We start from the raw sequence: 18,865 nt of genomic DNA on the forward strand, positions 1-18,865 counted from the left end.
TATTGCCGATATGAGTTTCATTATAAAACCAATTACCCGGAGCGGTGAATGGAAATCCGTCGAGGCGCGGCGCCCGCCGGCGCCGTGGCCACCGCGGCGCGCGGTCGGGATCTGCCGTCCCTGCCGCCCGCGAGCGCCGTTCGGGAGACGCCGCCCGCCCCGCTCGGCCGTCCGGTGCTGCTGCTTTTCGCCCTTGCCAGCGGCCTCGCGGTCGCCAATGCCTATTACGCCCATCCGCTGCTCGACGTGATGGCCGATGATCTCGGCCTCTCCCACGCCATGGCCGGGCTGATTGTGGCGGCGACCCAGATCGGCTACGGGCTCGGGCTCGTCCTGCTGGTGCCGCTCGGCGACCTCCTCGACCGCCGCCGGCTGATCCTCGCCGAGTTCCTGCTGTCGGTGCTCGCGCTGGTCGCCGTCGCGGTCTCGACGTCGGCGGCGATGCTGCTGGCCGCGATGGCGGCGGTCGGGCTGATGGCGGTGGTGACGCAGGCGCTGGTCGCCCATGCCGCCGGGCTGGCGCGCCCGGCCGAGCGCGGCCATGTCGTCGGCGTGGTGACCGGCGGCATCGTGCTCGGCATCCTGCTGGCGCGCAGCGTCGCCGGCACGCTGACCGACCTTTCCGGCTGGCGCACGGTATATCTCGCCTCGGCGCTGCTCACATTGCTGGTGAGCGCACTGCTGTGGCGGGCCCTGCCGAGGCAGCATCCGCCGCGCCGGAGCGGGCCGGCGCCGTCCTATCCGCGCCTGATCGGCTCGCTGGTCACGCTCGTCGTCGAGGAGCCGGCGCTGCGCATCCGCGCCGTGCTCGCCCTGCTGATCTTCGCCGACATCACCACCCTGCTGGCGCCGCTGGTGCTGCCGCTCAGCGCCCCTCCCTTCGAGCTGTCGCATACGCAGGTCGGCCTGTTCGGCCTTGCCGGTGCCGCCGGCGCGCTCGGCGCGGTGCGGGCCGGGCGCTGGACCGATCGCGGCCACGGCCAGCGCGTCACCGGCATCGCGCTCGGCCTGATGCTGCTCGCCTGGCTGCCGATCTCGCTGCTCGACCGCTCGCTGCTGTGGCTGGTCGTCGGCGTCGTCATCATCGATTTCGGCCTGCAGGCGACGCATGTCGCCAATCAGGGACTGATCTACCGCGTCCGGACGGAGGCGCAGAGCCGGCTGACCGCCGCCTATATGGTGTTCTATTCGATCGGCAGCGCGCTCGGCTCCGCGCTGTCGACGCTGGTCTACGCCCATGCCGGCTGGGCCGGCGTCTGCCTCGCCGGCGCCGGCATCAGCCTCGCCGCGCTGCTGTTCTGGGCGCTGACTCTGCCGGCCATGCCGACCTCGCCGACTCCGGCCTCGTCGACTCCGGCCTCGCCGACTCCGGCCTCGACCTGACCCGCCCACGAAAAATCCCGGATCGGCAGGGCCGATCCGGGATCGATCTCAAGGCGATCCGTGGCGGTTGCCGCTCAGAAGCTGGCTTCCGTCACCTGGTCCGGGGTGGCCATCTCGGTGCCGAACCACTTCTTCTGCAGCGCGGCGAGGCGGCCGTCGTGCTTCATCTTGATCAGCACGGCGTCGACGGCGTCCATCAGCGACTTGGCGTCCGCGGCCTTGGTGCCGATATAGCCGAAATAGACCGGCTTGCCGAAGGGCGGCTCCACCACTTCGAACACGTCCGGCTTCTGCTTGGCGAGGAAGGCGATGTTCGGCAGCGAGTTCGCCACCGCGACGACGCGCCCGGCGCCGAGATCGGCATAGGACTGGCTGAAGTCGACATATTCCTGGATGGTCGGCGGCGTCGGCAGGGTCTTGGCGAATTCCTGCAGCTGCGCCAGCTGGGCGGTGGCCTTGGCCGTGCCCACCTTCTTGCCGGCGATGTCGGCGGGCTTGGTGATCGAGGCGTCGCCCTTCTTCTTCAGGATGGCGACGGTGGCGTCGGCGATCGGCGAGGAGAAGCGGTAGCGCTCCATGCGCGCCTTGGTGATGGTGGCGGGGCCGGCCACCATGTCGAACTTGCCGGCCTCAAGGCCCGGCAGCACGCTCGGCCAGGGCAGGTCGAGGAAGGTGATCTTCACGCCGAGTTCCTTGCCGATCTCGGCGAAGATCTCCTTGTTCATGCCGGCCTGCTTGCCGTCTTCGACGAAGTCGAACGGCGCGAATTGCAGCTCGGTGCCGACCGTGAGCTCGCCCTTGGCCTTCACCTTGGCGAGCAGGTCCTCGGCATGGGCGAGGCCGCCCAGCATCATCGAGGCGGCGACGCCGAGCGCGGCGAGGCGCAGGGCCTTGGTGACGGCGGAACGCCGGGTATCATGGGTCATCGGTCTCTCCTGTTCCCTTGGAAGTTGCGGAAGGCGCCATGCCGCCGCTCTTCTTTTGTGCATAAAGTATAGACATAAGGCCGGGCGCACCGCAACGCGGCGGCGGCCGGAACCTCACGTTGCGGCAACGTCTCCATTGCCCTGCCAGAACACGTTGCGCTCGAAGTAGTTCTGCAGGAACTGCCGCAGCCGGGGGTTCTCGTTCCGGCGGAACACCTCGTCCGGCGAACCCGAGGCGGCGATCACCCCATGGTCGATGAACACCACCGTGTCGGCCACCTGGGCGGCGAAGCCCATCTCATGCGTCACCACCGCCATGGTCATGCCCTCGGCCGCGAGGTCGCGCATCACCTGCAGGACTTCGCCGACCAGTTCGGGATCGAGCGCCGAGGTCGGCTCGTCGAACAGCATGATGTGCGGCTCCATGGCGAGCGCGCGGGCGATGCCGACGCGCTGCTGCTGGCCGCCGGAAAGCTGGCTCGGGTAGGCCTGCGCCCGTGCGCCGAGCCCCACCTTCTCCAGCATGGCCTGCGCCCGCTTCGCCGCGTCCTCGCGGGCGATGCCCCGCGCCAGCTTCAAGGGCATGGCGACGTTTTCCAGCGCCGTCATGTGCGGCCACAGGTTGAACTGCTGGAACACGAAGCCGACATTGCGCCGCACCCGCGCCACCTCGGCATCGGAGACGCGGCGGCGCCTGCCGTTCTCCAGCGCGAAGCCGAGCAGTTCGCCCTCGATGGTGATTTCGCCCTCGCTGTATTCCTCCAGGAAGGCGATGCAGCGCAGCAGCGTCGACTTGCCGGAGCCGGACGGCCCGATGATGCAGGTCACCTCCGATTTGCGGATGGCGAGATCGATGCCCTTCAGCACCTCGGCGGCGCCGAAACGCTTCCACACCCCGCGCACATCGATGATCGGGCGGGAAGTCGCGACAGGATGTGCGGTCATGTCCGCCCTTTCAGCTCTGGGTACGCAGCATGAAGCGGCCGACCCGCTTCTCCAGCCGCCGCGCCGCCGCCGTGACGATTTCGAGGAATGCCCAGTAGACCAGCGCCAGGAACAGCAGCGTCTCGGCGAAGGCGAAGGTGGTGGAGCCGATCGACTGCACCACCGAGGTCAGCTCGTTCACCGTGATCACCGACAGCACCGCGGTCTCCTTGGAGAGCAGCACCGTCATATTGGCGAGCGCCGGCAGGATGATCACCAGCATCTGCGGCAATTGCACGTGCCTGACGATATCGAGCCGGCCGATCCCCATCATCCGCGCCGCCTCGATCTGGCCGGGCGGCACGGAGAGGAAGCCGGCGCGGAAGATCTCCGAAAAATAGGCCCCGCCATAAAGCGCCAGCCCGGCGGTGCCGGCGGTGAGCGGCGTCAGGTCGAGGCCGAAGAACGGACCGCCATAATAGATGACGAAGAGCTGGATCAGGAACGGCGTGCCGCGCATCACCGCGACATAGAGCGCCAGCGGCGCCGCCAGCCAGCGAGTGGTGAACAGCTGGATCACCGCGACCGCCAGCCCGATGACGAGGCCGATGGCGGTGCCGGCGACCCAGATCAGGATGGTCAGCACCATCCCGTCGAAGATCTCGCGCCAATTGTCGGTGAGGATGGCGGGGTTGAAGCTCATCGCGCCTTCTCCAGCCGGAAGCGGCTCTCGGCGAGCTGGCCGGCGAGCGTGATCACCCCGTTGATGACGAAATAGATCGCCCCGGCGGTCAGGTAGATTTCCAGCGGCTGAAAGGTGGAGGTGGCGATGTTCTGGGCCAGCCGCGTCAGTTCGAGCACGCCGACCACCGAGATCAGCGACGAGGCCTTCACCATCATGGTGGTCTCGTTGACCAGCGAGGGCAGCGTGAACCGCACCGCCAGCGGCACCTCGATGCGGGTGAGGATCTGCGCCCGGCTCAGGCCCACCATGCGCGCCGCCTCGACCAGCCCGTGCGGGATGCCGAGAAAGCCGCCGCGCAGGATTTCGGCGATATAGGCACCGGTGCACAGCGCCAGCGTGCCCACCGCCGCCACCGAGGAGGGCACGTTCACCCCGATCAGCGGCAGGCAGTAATAGGAGATCAGCAATTGCACCAGCAGCGGCACGCCGCGAAAGAAGCTGACATAGAAGGCCGCGACGCCGCGGCCAAGGCGCGAGGCCGACAGGCCGGCGGCGCACATCAGCGTGCCGATGCAGAAGCCGATCGCCACCGAGCTCAGCGAATAGATCACCGTCCAGACCGATGCCTGCAGCAGCATCGGCAACGATTTGATGATCAGGTTGAAATCGAACATTCAGTTTCCCGGACAGCGACAGGCGAAGGCAGACAGGCAGGCGACATCCGACCGGCGTGCCGCCCCCGACCTGACGCAACGTAGCAAGATGCCCGCCAACTGAGTGTCCGCCGGCCCCTCACGCGGTCACGGCCCCGCCAAGCTGACGCCGCGCCCGCGCATGGCGGTTCTCCGGCACCGGAAGGCCGAGATTGGCGCGCAGCGTCGTGCCTTCATATTCATCGCGGAACAGCCCGCGCCGGCGCAGCTCGGGCACCACCAGCTCGGTGAAGTCCTCCAGCGCCGCGGGCAGCGTCGGGCACATGACGATGAAGCCGTCGGCAGCGCGGCCCTGGAACCACTCCTCCATGAAGTCGGCCACCACCGCCGGCGTGCCGGTGATGCCGTTGCCGGTGTGCTTCTCGCTGAACCGCTTGATCAGCTCGCCCACCGTGTGGCCTTTCATCACGAAGTCGGTCAGCTCGTCGAACAGTGCCTTGGAGCCCTTGGGCGCCGCCGGCAGCCGGTCCTTGGGGAAGGGTTGGTCCAGCGGCACGCCGGAGAGATCCGCCTCGAGGAACTCGGCCAGCATCGCCCGGCCGACATCCGGGTGCAGCTTGCCGGCGAGATATTCCACCCGCTCGCGCGCCTCCGCCTCGGTGCGCCCGACATTGATGACGACGCCCGGCATCACCTTCAGTTCGTCGGGATGGCGGCCGAACTTGCCCATGCGGTCCTTCAGCGTGGCGTAGAAGTCCTGGCTGCGCTTGAGGTTGGAAGCGAGCGAGAACACCACTTCCGCCGTCTCGGCGGCGAGCTCGATGCCGGCCTCCGAGCCGCCGGCCTGGGCGATCACCGGCCGGCCCTGCGGCGAGGCGGCGATGTTAAGCGGGCCGCGCACCTGGAAGTGCTTGCCCTTGTGGTTGAGCGTGTGAAGCTTGTCCTTGTCGTAATAGACGCCGGTCTCGCGGTCGAGCTTCAGGGCGTCCGGCTCGTAGCTGTCCCACAGGCCGAACACCACGTCGACGAATTCCTTGCCGCGCTCATAGCGCAGCGCGTGCGGGTCGAGCCCCTCGCGGTTGAAATTGTAGCCGGTCTCGTCATGGTCGGAGGTAACGACGTTCCAGCACGCCCGCCCGCCCGACAAATGGTCGATGGAGGCGAAGATGCGGGCGAGGTTGAACGGCTCGTAATAGGAGGTCGAGGCGGTGGCGACGAGGCCGAGATGCGAGGTGGAGACCGCCAGCGCCGACAGCAGCGACAGGGGCTCGAAGCGGTTCATCTTGGTCGGCAGGCGGCACAGCGCCTCCGGGTCGCCGATGGCGGCGGCCGGCGAATCCGCCAGGAACATGAAGTCCATCTTCGCCGCTTCCGAGATCTGCGCGACCTTCAGAAGGTGGCGGAAATCATTGGCGCCGTTCACGTCGCTGCCGGGATGCAGCCAGCCGGCCGGGTTGTAGCCGAATGTGTAGACGAAGGTACCGAGCTTCAACTTATCCGCGCGCGCCATGCTGCCACCTCCCTGAGCGCCGCCATCTTATTTGTATAGACGTATTTGTCGAGATTGCCGCGCATTTCCCACAACCAACATCGTCGGGTCCCGCCCGCCATGCCCCGGCGACGGGCTGGCGCGCGAGCGGGGCCGGCGCGCTGCGATAGCACGGCGGCGCCCGCCGCTGAAAGTCGGGGTCTTTGCGCAGCCGGACCCGCCGGGGCGGCAGGCGACACTGCCGGCTGCGACCGGCCGGCGAACGCAAAAAGGCGGCCCAGGGGCCGCCCTCTCGCACCATGTCGGAAGAGTGGGGACGGACGCCCGCCGGCGTCAGATCCGTTCGGCGAGCCGGGCGAGGCGCGCCTTCTCCACCGCGCGGGCGGCCAGAGCCTCGTCCAGCGTGACCGATTGGAAGCGCACCGGCTGGTGCGGTTGCAGCTGGCCGATCAGGTCCATGTCGGCGGAGATCACCGTGCCGATCATGAAATAGCCGCCCCCCGACACCGCGTCGCGGTGCAGCACGATCGGCTCGGTGCCGCCCGGCACCTGGATCGAGCCGTAGGGATAGCAGCTGTCGACGATGTTGGAGGGGTCGGAGCCGGCGCCGAAGGGCTGCTGGCGCGGCACGAAGTCGAACTTCTTGCCGCCGCGGAAGCGGTAGCCGATGCGGTCGGCCTCCGGCGCCACCTTCCATGTGTCCTCGAAGAAGCCGGCCTGTGCCTCTTCGGTGATGCGGTGCCAATACAGCCCCGGCAGCACGCGGATTTCCACCCCGCTCTCCTGCGCCGGCCGGCGCCCGTCGGGCGGCAGCGTCGTCCCTTCGCGTCCGGTGGCGGTCGGCGCCCCCAGCGGCACCACGTCGCCCGCCTTCAGCGCCCGGCCTTCGAACCCACCCAGTGCGCCGAGCGCATAGGTCGAGCGCGAGCCCAGCACCTCCGGCACGTCGATGCCGCCATTCATGGCGATATAGGCGCGCGCGCCGCCCTTCAGGAAGGCGAAGGACAGCACCTGCCCCGCCTTCACCGCAAAGGCGGTCCATAGCGGCTGCTCGACCCCGTCGAGCCTGGGCGGTAGCTCGGCGCCGGTGATGGCGACCAGCGCATCGGCGGAAAACCGCAGTTCCGGCCCGAGAAACACCGCTTCCAGCCCGGCCGCGCCGTCGGGATTGCCGACGAGGCGGTTGGCGGCGATCAGCGCGAACCGGTCCATGGCGCCGGAGAGCGGCAGGCCGAGATGGTAGAAGCCCGGCCGGCCAAGATCCTGCACGGTGGTGGCGAGGCCGGGCTTGACGACCTCGAAGGAGCGCTCAGCCATTGAGGGCCTCCAGCAGCTTGGCGTTGGTGCCGGCGGGATCGGCGGTGAAGGCGTCGAGCGAGAACGGCACCGGCACGATCTTCGGCACGAAGGTCCCGGCCTCGATCGCCGCGACGGTGGCGTCGTACTCCTCCCGCTCGATGGCGCGGAACTTGAGGATGTCGCCGGGGCGGAAGATCATCAGCTCCTTGAGATAGCTGATCTTTCCCGTCGGGTCGTAGATCGGCATCGGGGTGACGCCGAACATCTGGTAGCCGCCGGCGCCGCGCACCGAATAGATGCAGCCGAAGCAGCCGCCATGGCCGATGGTCAGGCGCGGCGTGTCGGTGCGCGGGCGCAGATATTTCGGCACCTCGATCTGCTTGTCCCGCTCCACCAGCTGGTAGGTGAAGGGCAGGCCGGCGACGAAGCCGACCATGGAGACGAACCAGGGCGAGGCCGCATGCGCTTCGATGAAGCTGGCGACGTCCGGATAGTTGTTCACCCGCGCCGCATATTCGAGATCGGTCGAGTCCGGATCCTGGTGGCGCTCGCGGAAGCGCATCAGCGTCTCGCGCGTCCAGGGGTCGTCATAGAGCACGGGGATCTCGATGATCCGGGTGGCGATGGTCTTCTCGGCTGCCTCGGCCGCCGCTTCGAAGCCCTTGAGCCGGTCCATCAGCTCCTGCGGCGCGATCACGTCCGGGTCGAACTTGATCTGGAACGAGGCGTTGGCCGGGCAGATCTCGGTGACGCCGGCAATGTTCGCCTCGCGCACCGCGGTGGTCATGGACAGGCTCTTGAAGAAGGCCTCCAGCGACATTTCCTCGTCGACCTCGACGAAGATGTGCTCGTCGCCGCCGAATGAATAGCGCGTCTGCATCGCCGGGCAATCCTCAGGCTGGAAGGGGAGCGGGGGAAGCGGGAGCGGCCAGCGGAGCGGCCGCCAGCCACTCCTCCAGCCAGCGCGTGTGCACCGTTCCGGCTTTTACCGCCGGGTCGGCGGCAAGCGCGCGGTGCAGCGGCGCGGTGGTCGGCAGGCCCTCGACCTTCAACTCGCCGAGCGCGCGGTCGAGCCGGGCGATCGCCGCGGCGCGGCTGTCGTCATGGGCGATCAATTTGCCGAGCAGCGAATCGTAGAAGGGCGGCACGGCGTAGCCGGCATAGAGCAGCGTGTCGAAGCGCACGCCGAAGCCGCCGGGCAAGGCGAGCGCCGCCACCGTTCCGGGCGAGGGACGGAAATCTGCCGCCGGGTCCTCGGCGCAGATGCGCGCCTCGATGGCGTGGCCGCGCAGCGCGATGTCCTGCTGCGCGAGCGCCAGAGGCTCGCCCATCGCGACCTTGATCATCGCCCGCACCAGGTCGATGCCGGTCACCATCTCGGTCACCGGGTGCTCCACCTGGATGCGGGTGTTCATCTCGATGAAGAAGAACTCGCCGGTCACCTCGTCGAACAGATATTCCAGCGTGCCGGCGCCGCGATAGGCGACCCGCTCGGCCAGCCGCACCGCCGAGGCGCAGATCGCCGCTCGCTGCTCGGGCGTCAGGCAGGCGGCGGGCGCCTCCTCCCACACCTTCTGGCGGCGACGCTGCAGCGAGCATTCGCGTTCGAACAGATGCACCGCCCGAACGCCGTCGCCGAGCACCTGCACCTCGATGTGGCGGGCGCGGCCGATGAAGCGCTCCAGATAGAGCCCGCCATCGCCGAAGGCGGCGCGGGCCTCCCCGCTCGCCTGCGGGAACAGCGTCGAGAGCTCGGCCTCGTCGCGGGCGACGCGGATGCCGCGCCCGCCGCCGCCGGCCGCCGCCTTGATCATCACCGGATAGCCGATGCGCGCCGCCTCGGCCTTCGCCACATCGAGATCGGCGACCACCCCCTCGGTGCCCGGCACGGTCGGCACGCCGGCGGCCTGCGCCTCCTGGCGGGCGCGCGCCTTGTCGCCCATCTGGCGGATGGTCTGCGGCGTCGGTCCGATGAAGACGAGCCCGGCCGCTTCCACCATCTCGGCGAAATCGGCATTCTCGGAGAGGAAGCCATAGCCGGGATGCACCGCGTCGCAGCCGGCCTCCAGCGCCGCGCGCACCACCGCCTCCTTGTTGAGATAGGACTTGGTGGCATGCGCCGGTCCGACCGGGGCGACGGCATCGGCGAGCCGGGCGGCCAGCATGTCGCCATCGGCGGCGCTCACCGCCTGCACGGTGCGCAGGCCCAGCTCGCGGGCAGCGCGGATCACCCGCACCGCGATCTCGCCGCGATTGGCGATGAAGATCGAAGTCACCGCCATGGTCAGGCGTCGAGGTCGTAGAGTGGCTGGCCGGCCATCACCGCGTCCTCGTTCTCGACATGGAAGGCGACGAGCGTGCCGGCTTCCTCGGCGACCACCGGCGTGAACGACTTCATCACCTCGATCAGGCCGATCGTATCGCCCACCGCCACCGCGTCGCCCTCCGATTTGAAGGGCGGCTCGCCGGGCGCGGCGGCCCGGTAGAAGGTGCCCGGAAGCGGGGCCTGTATCGTCTTCGCCATCACATGCCGTCCATCGAAGCTGCAGTCCAAAGCTGCGGGGAGAGTTGCAAAAGACGTTTCGGTCGAGAAATAGCATTAAGGAATTCGGGACATCAGAAAATCAGATAGCATGGCCGTGCGCCATGTCGGGCGCCATGTCGGGCGCCGCGCCGGGCGCCCGCTGCCGAGGAGCTTATGTCGATTTCGCTGAAGCAGATCCGCTATTTTGTCGCCGCCGCCGAAACCGGGCGGATCAGCCAGGCCGCGGTGGAGCTGAACGTCTCGCAGTCGGCGGTGACCGCCGCCATCCAGCAATTGGAGGCGATGCTCGGCGCCCGGCTGCTCGACCGCACGCCCACCGGGGTGAGCGTGACGCTGGAGGGCAGCCGCTTCCTGCTGCAGGGCCGGCAGATCCTCACCCAGGTGGCGGAGGCGGTGCGCGATGCCCGCCACTCCACCGTGCCGATCGCCGGCACGGTGCGGGTCGGCGTCACCTACACGGTGTCGGGCTATTTCCTGCCGCGCCACCATATCCGCTTCCAGTCGAGCTTTGCCGGCATCACCGTCGAATTGTTCGAGGCGCCGCGCTCGGTGGTGGAGCAGGCGCTGGTCGACGGCGCGCTCGACGTCGCGGTGCTGCTGGTCTCCAACTTGAAGGACGACGAGCATCTCGCCAGCCAGCTGCTGCTGCGCTCGGCACGCCGGCTGTGGCTCGCGCCGTCGCACCCGCTGACCCGGCCGGAACGGGTTCGGCTCGCCGATATCGCGCGCTATCCCTACGTCATGCTCACCGTCGACGAGGCCAAGCACACCGCGCTGCGCTACTGGACAGCGCAAGGGCTGGAGCCCAACGCCATCTTCCGCACCTCCTCGGTGGAAGCGGTGCGCTCCATGGTCGGCGGCGGCATGGGCGTTACCGTCCTCTCCGATCTGGTCTACCGGCCCTGGTCGCTGGAAGGCCAGCGCATCGAACTGCGCGAGGTGGCGGACGAGGTGCCCAGCATGGATGTCGGCCTCGCCTGGCGGCGCGACACCAGCTTCACCCCGGCGACGCAGGCCTTTTGCGATTTCCTGCGCTTCGCGGTGGCCGGCGACAGCGCCGGCCGCACCGCCACGCCGGACCAGCCCCGCCTGCCGCCACAGGACATCGAAAATTGAGATATCGGCTTCCGCTTAATACGATTTGACGCTCGCCGCCCGGCTTCGCCACGTTTCGTGCCCAGAGTGGACATGAGGAGCGCGCGATGGGCATCGTCATCAATTGCGATATGGGCGAGGGTTTCGGCCTGTATCGCTGCGGCGACGATGCCGGCATCATGCCGCACATCCATATCGGCAACGTCGCCTGCGGCTTTCACGCCGCCGATCCGGTGGTGATGCGCGAGACGGTGCGGCTCGCCGCCGAACACGGGGTGGCGGTCGGCGCCCACCCCTCCTTCCCGGATCTGCAGGGCTTCGGCCGCCGCGACATGGCGATGGGACGCGAGGAACTCGCGGCCTGCGTGCTCTACCAGATCGGCGCGCTGAAGGGCTTTCTCGACGCCGCCGGCCTGAAGCTCAACCATATCAAGCCGCATGGCGCGCTCTATGGCGCGGCGATGCGGCGGGAAGAGGTGACGCAGGCGATCGCCGACGCCGCCTCGGTCTATGGCGTGCCGGTGATCGGCATGGCCGGCACGCTGCATGAGGAGGTCTACCGTGCCCGCGGCCTCACCTTCGTGGCGGAATATTACGCCGATCTCGACTACGATCCCTCGGGAGCGCTGATCATCACCCGCGAGCACCCGGCACGCGATCCGGCCGAAGCGGCGCGCCGCGCGGTGCGGATGCTGGCCGAGGGCAAGGCCACCACCATTGACGGCCGCGACTTCGAACTGAAGGCGCAGACCATCTGCATCCACTCCGACACTCCCAATGCCGCCGAGTTGGCCCGGGTCTTGAAAGAGGCGGTGCGGCCCTGGCTCTCCTGAGCGGCCGGGCCGGCAACCGGGCGGCATGCGCGTCATGAGGGGATGCCGCGCAGGGGTGCCACACTCGCAGGGCCCACCGAAGCGCTCGACAGGACACACTTCGACTGCAACGTTTTGACTGCGACGTTTTGACTGCGACGTTTTGACTGCGACGTTTTGACTGCGACGTTTTGACTGCAACGTGCCGATCGAGAACCCGCCCCGGCACGTTGCGCTTCAGCGGCGATGCCGGTTCCGGGGGCGCCCCGGGGCCGCCCCGTCCGTGGATCGGAGGAGCATGACATGCGTGCCAGCTACTCGACCGATCAGGTGGCGCCGACCGTGCGGCGCCAGTTCTGGCAGGACGCCGTTTCCAAGACCTATTTCCCGCTCGATCTGCGCTTCGGCGCCGGCAACGAGTTTTCCGGCAGCCTCGGTGCCTGGTCGCTCGGCCCGGTCGCGGTGTCGCGCAACGTGTCGGACGGCCTGCTCTATCGCCGGCACCAGCGGCATCTCGTCGCCGAGCGCGAGGAATGCTACCTCATCACCGTGCCCGAGCTCGCGGAGATCCGCTTCGAGCAGGACGGCCGCCAGGTGCAGTGCCGCCCGGGCGCCTTCCTCATCGAGCGCAGCCACCTGCCCTATGAGTTCAGCCACCGCGACCCGGCGGCGCTGTGGGTGATGAAAGTGCCGAGCGCGGTGCTCCGCGCCCGCATCGCCCGGCCGGAGCGTCTCGCCACGCTGCAATTCGACGCCAGCCGCTCGGTGGGCGCCATGTTCGTCGACATGCTCAGGCTGACCGGCGCGCGCATCGACGAGATGGACGAGCCGGCGCGCGCCCTGATGGGCAAGCAGCTGATCGACCTGCTGGCCATGGCGATCGAGGCGGATGAGCGGGTGCTCGCCGGCCATTCCTCCACCGTGCGCAACGCGCATCTGCACCGCTGCGAGCACTTCATCCGCACCCGCCTGGGCGATGTCAGGCTGTCGCCGCAGATGGTGGCGGAGGGCTGCGGCATTTCGGTTCGCTACCTGCACCAGATATTCGAGGCGGAAAATATTACCGTCGGCGCCTATATACGCAACCAAAGATTGCTCGCCTGCGAGGCGATGTTGCGCGATCCTCTGTGCCGCAAGTCGATCTCCGAGATCGCCTATGAATGGGGCTTCGGCGACCAGGCCCAGTTCAGCCGCAACTACCGCGCCCGTTTCGGCTGCACGCCGAGCGAGGCGCGTTCCGCCTCCCGTTCCCCCGCAAGCTGATCGCGGGGGGTTCTCCCCGCTTCCCGAATTCCCGCCTCCAAGGTTCCGAGCATGTCCGCCAATTCGCTCCACAGTCTGGATGTCGCCCACCACATCCATCCCGTCACCAATCTGCGCCGGCACGAGCGCCAGGGGCCGATCGTCATCGACCGCGGCGACGGCATCTACGTCTATGACGACGAGGGCCGCGAATATATCGAGGCCATGGCCGGGCTGTGGAGCGTCGGCGTCGGCTTCGGCGAGCCGCGCCTCGTCGAGGCGGCGACCCGGCAGCTGGAGAAGCTGCCCTATTATCATGTGTTCTCGCAGAAGGCGCACGCCCCCTCGGCGCTGCTCGCCGCCAAGCTGGCCGAGCTCGCCCCCGCCGGGCTGACCAAGGTGTTCTTCACCAATTCCGGCGGCGAGGCCAACGACACCGTCATCAAGTTCGTCTGGTACTACAACAACGCGCTGGGCCGGCCGGAGAAGAAGAAGTTCATCTCCCGCGAGGGCGCCTATCACGGCATCACGCTCGCCGCGGCCAGCCTCACCGGCCTCGCCGGCAACCAGAAGGGCTTCGACCTGCCGCTGCCCTTCGCCCGCCACGTCTCGCGCCCGCATCATTACCGCAACGCCCTGCCGGGCGAGAGCGAGGAGGCCTTCGCCGACCGCCTCGCCAAGGAGATCGAGGATCTGATCCTCGCCGAGGGCCCGGAAACGGTGGCCGCCTTCATCGGCGAGCCGCTGATGGGCGCCGGCGGCGTCATCGTGCCGCCCAGGGGCTACTGGCAGAAGGTGCAGGAGATCTGCCGCAAATACGACGTGCTGGTCGTCGCCGACGAGGTGATCAACGGCTTCGGCCGGCTCGGCACCATGTTCGGCTGCGAGGCGCTCGGCATCGAGCCGGACATCCTGGTCTGCTCCAAGCAGATCACCTCCTCCTACCAGCCGCTCGCCGCCATCCTGATGAAGGATTCGATCTTCCAGCCGATCGCCGACCAGTCCGAGAAGCTCGGCATACTCGGCCACGGCTACACCACGGGAGCCCACCCGGTCGCCACCGCGGTGGCGCTGGAGAACCTCGCCATCATCGAGGAGCGCGGCCTCGTCGCCCGCGCCGCTGCCATGGGCGAGTACATGCGCGCCGGCCTCGTCCGCTTCGCCGACCATCCCCTCGTCGGCGAGGTGCGCGGCATGGGTCTGATCGCCGCCGTCGAGCTGGTGGCGGACAAGGCCACCAAGGCGCGCTTCGATCCGGTCGGCAAGGTCGGCCTCAAGCTGTTCGACCGCGCACACGACCATGGGCTGATCATCCGCGCCATCGGCGATTCCATCGCCTTCTGCCCGCCGATGATCATCACCGAGGAGCAGATCGACGAGATGCTGCGCCGGTTCAAGGTCACGCTCGACGAGGTCGCCGACTGGGTGAAGGCCGGCATGCCCGACGCCTGAGCGGCGCGCCCTTCGCTGCGAAATCGATGGTCCCGCCCCGGCTTCCGGGGCGGGATTTTCGTTGGCCTCGCCCATGGCTCTTCCACCGGGCGCCGCGACAGGGCAGCGCCGCTGACCAATTTCCAGGCACTCGCCCGCCAAGCCCGGAAAATGGGCCGCGACTGCTCTCAGACGCAAATCTTCCTGCACGGAGCGTCAAGAGCTCTGTCGCGAAACCACGTTTAATCCTTCCCGACACCTCCGACATCGCCCTCCCGCCGCCCTGCAGCCGGGGCCGGTTTCCCTCCGGCCGACCCGTGCTCATGCGCGGACGGCGCTGGCGGAGCGAGCGTAGGACAAGGAAGCGCAGCCCGTGCAGAATCTCCGCGTAGCCGTCGATGTGGGCGGCACCTTCACCGACATCTGCATCATGGACGAGGCGAGCGGCCGCATCCGCATCGAGAAGACCTCGTCCACCCGCGATCCCATCGACGGGATTCTGAGCGGCGTCGAGAAGGCCGGCATCGACCTCTCGAAGGTCGCGCTGTTCTCGCACGGCACCACGGTCGCCACCAATGCGCTGATCACCCGCCGGCTGCCGCGCGCCGCGGTGGTCGCCACCAAGGGCTTCCGCGACGTGATCGAGATCCGCCGCGCCAACAAGGAAGACCTGTGGGATGTCTACAAGGACGTGGTGCCGCCCTATGTGCCGCGCCGCGACCGCCTCACCGTGCCCGAGCGCGTCGACGCGGCGGGGCGGGTCGTCGAGGCGCTCGACGAGGATGCCGCCCGCGAGGTCGCCCGCATCCTCAAGAAGCGCGGCGTCGCCGCCGTCGCCGTCTGCTTCATGAACGCCTATCTCAACGGCGCCAATGAGCGGCGCATGCGCGAGATCCTGAAGGAGGCGATGCCGGACATCCCGGTGTCGATCTCCTCGCAGGTGCTGCCGGAGATCTTCGAGCATGAGCGCTTCTCCACCACGGTCGCCAATGCGGTGGTGAGCCCGGTGGTGGTGGACTACACCACGCGGCTCGGCGACCGGCTCGCCGAGGGCGGCTATACCCGCGACCTCTTGCTCCTGCACACCGGCGGCGGGGTGATGACCCCGGCAAGCGTCAAGGACTTCGCCGCCCGCCTCGCCGGCTCGGGCATCGCCGCCGGCGCCATCGCCAGCCGCACCATCGCCTCGCTATGCGGCTTCCCCAATTCCATCGGCCTCGACATGGGCGGCACCTCCACCGACGTGTCGCTCGCCTATGAGGGGCAGTCGCGCGTCACCAAGGACTGGTACATCGAGTTCGGCTACCCGATCCGCTTCTCCTCCATCGAGGTGCTGACCATCGGCGCCGGCGGCGGCTCGCTCGCCTGGACCGACCCGGCCGGCTCGCTGCGCAACGGCCCGCAATCGGCCGGCGCCTATCCCGGCCCGGCCTGCTACGGCAATGGCAACACCCAGCCGACCAACACCGACGCCAACGTCACCCTCGGCCGGCTCGGCACTTCGCTCGCCGGCGGCAAGGTGACGCTCGATCCCGCCCTCGCCCGCGCGGCGGTCGAGGAGGGTGTGGCGAAGCCGTTCGGCCTCGGCCTGCACGAGGCGGCCGACGCCATCCTCAAGGTCGCCAACGCCAACATGTCGGACGCGGTGCGGCTGATCTCGATCTCGCGCGGCTATGATCCGCGCGACTTCGCCCTCGTCGCCTTCGGCGGCGCCGGGGCGCTGCACGGGGTGGACGTCGCCCGCGAGCTGGCCATCCCGGTGGTGATCGTGCCGCCCAATCCCGGCGTCACCTCGGCGCTCGGCTGCCTCCTCGTCGACATGCAGCACGACTTTTCGCAGAGCTGCATGGTCGGCGCCGACGCGGCCGATCCCGCCGAGATCGAGGCGCTGTTCGGCGAATTGGAGAAGGAGGCGCTGGCCCGCCTCGCCCATGAGGGCGTGGCCGAAGCCGACATCGTGCTCCAGCGCTCCATCGACATGATGTATCGCGGCCAGTGGCGCTCGCTGGCGGTCAACGCGCCGCGGCCCATCGGCGCCGTCGCCGATCTGGTGGCGAGCTTCCATGCCGAGCACCAGCGCGAATACAATTTCCGCCGCGACGACGCGCCGGTGAGCTTCTTCCGCCTCAACCTCAAGGCCATCGGCATCGTGCCCAAGGCCGAGTTCGCCGTGCACGCACCGACCGGCGCCATTCCCGCGCCGGCCTCGCGCCGCCGGGTGTGGTTCGACGGCGAGGGCCTCGACACCCCGGTCTATGCCCGCGACGACCTGCCCTGCGGCTTCGCCTTCGAGGGGCCGGCCATCGTCGAGCAGCTGGATTCCACCACCGTCGTGCCGCCCGGCGCCCGCGCCGAGGTCGACCGGTTCCTCAACATCGTCATCCGCGTGAAGGGCTGAGACCGATGGCCGAGCTCGATCCCGTGACCTTCGAGGTCCTCAAGAACTCCTTCATCACCAGCGTCGACCAGATGGGCGAGCAGATCCTGCGGACCTGCTATTCCTTCGTGATCTACAACCACGACTTCTCCAGCGCCCTGCACGACGCCAGCGGCGAATGCGCCGCCCAGGGCAATGCCGATATCGCCGTCCACGTCGGCACGCTGCACTTCACCTGCAAGGAAGTGATGCGCCACTTCGAAGGCGACATGCACGAGGGCGACGTCTACGCCATCAACGACCCCTATGCCGGCGGCACCCACTTCTCCGACGTCCGCCTCATCCGGCCGGTGTTCGCCGACGGCAAGATCATCGCCTTCGCCCAGTCCAACGGCCACTGGTCGGATGTCGGCGGCTCGGTGCCGGGCTCCTTCGACGTCTCCGCCAAGGAGATGTTCAAGGAGGGCCTGCGCATCACCCCGGTGCGGCTGTTCGACAAGGGCCGCTTCTGCAAGGACGTCGCCCACCTCATCGCGTCGAACACCCGCGATCCCGCCTCGATCATCGGCGACATCCAGGCGCAGGCGCAGGCGACCGCGGTGTGCGAGCGCGAGATCCATCGTCTGGTCGGCAAATATGGCCGCGAGACGGTGGAGACCGGCCTGTCCGCCGTGCAGGACTATGTCGAGCGCTCCGCCCGCGCCCGCATCGCCGCGCTGCCGGACGGCGAATGGGAGACGGTCGACTTCATCGATCGCGACCCGGCCGGCGGCGAGGGCATGATACCCATTCGCATCAAGCTCACCATCAAGGGCGACAAGGCGATCTACGACTTCACCGGCTCGCACCCGGTGATCGGCTCCATCTACAATTCGGCCTTCGGCACCACCTTCTCGGCGGTGGCGGCGGGGATGAAGACCTTCTTCCCCGATCTGCCGCTCAATTCCGGCTTCTACCGCTGCTTCGAGATCGTCGTGCCGGAGGGCTCGATCGTCGATGCCCAATGGCCGATCGCCGTCACCGGCTTCCTGATGCCGTTCGAGAAGATCATGAACGCCATCTACGAGATGTGGTCGAAGCTGATGCCCGAGCGGGCGCTCGCCTGCGCCTTCAACCTCGAATATCTGCTCACCGGCGGCCGCGACGCGCGCACGCCGGACAAGCCGATCTTCATGTTCTACGACTGGCTGCCCGGCGGCTGGGGCGGGCGCAACGGCAAGGACGGCGCCAACGTCACCACCGCCTGCTTCGGCACCGGCATGATGGCGCAGCCGGTGGAGGGCCAGGAGCGCGCCAACCCGATCCTCACTACCGAATGCGAGATCCTGCGCGACAGCCCCGGCCCGGGCAAATGGCGCGGCGGCGCCGGGGTGGTGAAGACCTCGGTGATGCTCGAGGCCGAGAAGACCGTCATCTCCTATATCTGCGACCGCGAGCGCGCGGTGGTGTGGGGCATCGAGGGCGGGCTGCCCTCCATGCCGCACGGCCTCACGCTGAAGCGCGCCGGGGCGAACGAGGAGGAGCGGCTCGGCTCGATCTTCTCCGACGTGCCGATCGCCGAGGGCGACGTGTTCTCCCGCCCCACCGCCGGCGGCGGCGGCTTCGGCGATCCCTTGGAGCGCGATCCCGCCTCGGTGCTGGAGGACGTGAAGGACGATTACGTCTCGGTCGACCGCGCCGCCAAGGACTATGGCGTCGTCATCGAGACCATCGACGCCGAGCTGTGCGACTACCGCATCGACGAGCCGGCGACGCAGGCGCTGCGCGAGGCGATCCGCGCCCGCCGCGTCGACCAGGCGCGGCTCGATCCGGCGCTGGTGGCCGAGCGCTACCGGGCCGGCGAGATCGACGCCCTCGACGCCATCCGCCAGCATGCGGTGATCCTCGACTGGGGCACCGGCGAGCTGCTCACCGAATCCACCCGCCAGTTCCGCGACGTGTTCGAGCGCCGCTCGGTCGCCGGCTGGGCCGGCTGATCCTTATCGCCGCCCGCGAGGTGCGGCG

16 protein-coding genes are annotated in these 18,865 nt (G+C 68.6%); 7 read left to right on the forward strand and 9 right to left on the reverse strand.

What is annotated here, in order from left to right:
* The first annotated feature begins 48 nt into the window (after positions 1-48).
* On the forward strand, positions 49-1,383 hold the full coding sequence (locus J2X65_RS03175; protein ID WP_310197883.1) for an MFS transporter: 1,335 nt from the start codon (positions 49-51) through the stop codon (positions 1,381-1,383).
* A 74-nt stretch (positions 1,384-1,457) separates the two neighbouring features.
* On the opposite strand, the gene J2X65_RS03180 is transcribed toward J2X65_RS03175, so the two are convergent.
* The 9 genes from J2X65_RS03180 to J2X65_RS03220 all read right to left on the reverse strand — a co-directional run bounded on the left by J2X65_RS03180 (position 1,458) and on the right by J2X65_RS03220 (position 9,883).
* Positions 1,458-2,309 carry a transporter substrate-binding domain-containing protein gene (locus J2X65_RS03180; protein ID WP_404977657.1) on the reverse strand — a complete coding sequence of 284 codons (852 nt, stop codon included), beginning with the start codon at positions 2,307-2,309 and terminating at the stop codon, positions 1,458-1,460.
* 114 nt (positions 2,310-2,423) lie between these two features.
* Positions 2,424-3,254 carry an amino acid ABC transporter ATP-binding protein gene (locus J2X65_RS03185; RefSeq protein WP_310197886.1) on the reverse strand — a complete coding sequence of 277 codons (831 nt, stop codon included), beginning with the start codon at positions 3,252-3,254 and terminating at the stop codon, positions 2,424-2,426.
* A 10-nt stretch (positions 3,255-3,264) separates the two neighbouring features.
* Complete coding sequence (locus J2X65_RS03190; RefSeq protein ID WP_310197889.1) at positions 3,265-3,936, reverse strand: amino acid ABC transporter permease; 672 nt, start codon at positions 3,934-3,936, stop codon at positions 3,265-3,267.
* Positions 3,933-4,577: an amino acid ABC transporter permease gene (locus tag J2X65_RS03195; protein WP_404977663.1), complete on the reverse strand. Its 645-nt coding sequence runs from the start codon at positions 4,575-4,577 to the stop codon at positions 3,933-3,935. Before J2X65_RS03195 ends, J2X65_RS03190 begins: the two co-directional genes overlap by 4 nt.
* 133 nt (positions 4,578-4,710) lie before the next feature.
* On the reverse strand, positions 4,711-6,081 hold the full coding sequence (locus J2X65_RS03200) for an LLM class flavin-dependent oxidoreductase (RefSeq protein WP_310197894.1): 1,371 nt from the start codon (positions 6,079-6,081) through the stop codon (positions 4,711-4,713).
* A gap of 312 nt (positions 6,082-6,393) precedes the next feature.
* Complete coding sequence (locus tag J2X65_RS03205; RefSeq protein WP_310197896.1) at positions 6,394-7,377, reverse strand: biotin-dependent carboxyltransferase family protein; 984 nt, start codon at positions 7,375-7,377, stop codon at positions 6,394-6,396.
* Positions 7,370-8,239, reverse strand: a complete 870-nt coding sequence (locus J2X65_RS03210) for a carboxyltransferase domain-containing protein (RefSeq protein WP_310197900.1) — start codon at positions 8,237-8,239, stop codon at positions 7,370-7,372. Before J2X65_RS03210 ends, J2X65_RS03205 begins: the two co-directional genes overlap by 8 nt.
* Before the next feature lie 13 nt (positions 8,240-8,252).
* Positions 8,253-9,641: an acetyl-CoA carboxylase biotin carboxylase subunit gene (locus J2X65_RS03215; RefSeq protein WP_310197904.1), complete on the reverse strand. Its 1,389-nt coding sequence runs from the start codon at positions 9,639-9,641 to the stop codon at positions 8,253-8,255.
* Positions 9,642-9,643: 2 nt separating this feature from the next.
* Positions 9,644-9,883, reverse strand: coding sequence for an acetyl-CoA carboxylase (locus J2X65_RS03220; RefSeq protein WP_310197908.1), 240 nt, complete (start codon positions 9,881-9,883; stop codon positions 9,644-9,646).
* Between the two features lie 174 nt (positions 9,884-10,057).
* On the opposite strand from J2X65_RS03220, the gene J2X65_RS03225 reads away from it, so the two are divergent.
* The 6 genes from J2X65_RS03225 (at position 10,058) to J2X65_RS03250 (ending at position 18,837) form a co-directional block, all read left to right on the forward strand.
* Complete coding sequence (locus J2X65_RS03225) at positions 10,058-11,020, forward strand: LysR family transcriptional regulator (protein WP_310197911.1); 963 nt, start codon at positions 10,058-10,060, stop codon at positions 11,018-11,020.
* Positions 11,021-11,106: 86 nt separating this feature from the next.
* Positions 11,107-11,832 (forward strand): LamB/YcsF family protein, encoded by a 726-nt coding sequence (locus J2X65_RS03230; protein WP_310197914.1) that lies wholly within the window; start codon positions 11,107-11,109, stop codon positions 11,830-11,832.
* A 282-nt stretch (positions 11,833-12,114) separates the two neighbouring features.
* The gene (locus J2X65_RS03235; RefSeq protein ID WP_310197917.1) at positions 12,115-13,074 is read left to right on the forward strand and encodes a helix-turn-helix domain-containing protein; all 960 of its coding nucleotides are present in this window, start codon (positions 12,115-12,117) and stop codon (positions 13,072-13,074) included.
* Positions 13,075-13,125: 51 nt separating this feature from the next.
* Positions 13,126-14,505: an aspartate aminotransferase family protein gene (locus J2X65_RS03240; protein WP_310197919.1), complete on the forward strand. Its 1,380-nt coding sequence runs from the start codon at positions 13,126-13,128 to the stop codon at positions 14,503-14,505.
* 352 nt (positions 14,506-14,857) lie between these two features.
* Positions 14,858-16,882, forward strand: coding sequence for a hydantoinase/oxoprolinase family protein (locus tag J2X65_RS03245; protein WP_310197923.1), 2,025 nt, complete (start codon positions 14,858-14,860; stop codon positions 16,880-16,882).
* A 5-nt stretch (positions 16,883-16,887) separates the two neighbouring features.
* Positions 16,888-18,837 carry a hydantoinase B/oxoprolinase family protein gene (locus J2X65_RS03250; protein ID WP_310197926.1) on the forward strand — a complete coding sequence of 650 codons (1,950 nt, stop codon included), beginning with the start codon at positions 16,888-16,890 and terminating at the stop codon, positions 18,835-18,837.
* Positions 18,838-18,865 lie beyond the last annotated feature (28 nt).

This window comes from Ancylobacter sp. 3268, from assembly GCF_031456575.1.
Taxonomy (GTDB): Bacteria; Pseudomonadota; Alphaproteobacteria; order Rhizobiales; family Xanthobacteraceae; genus Ancylobacter.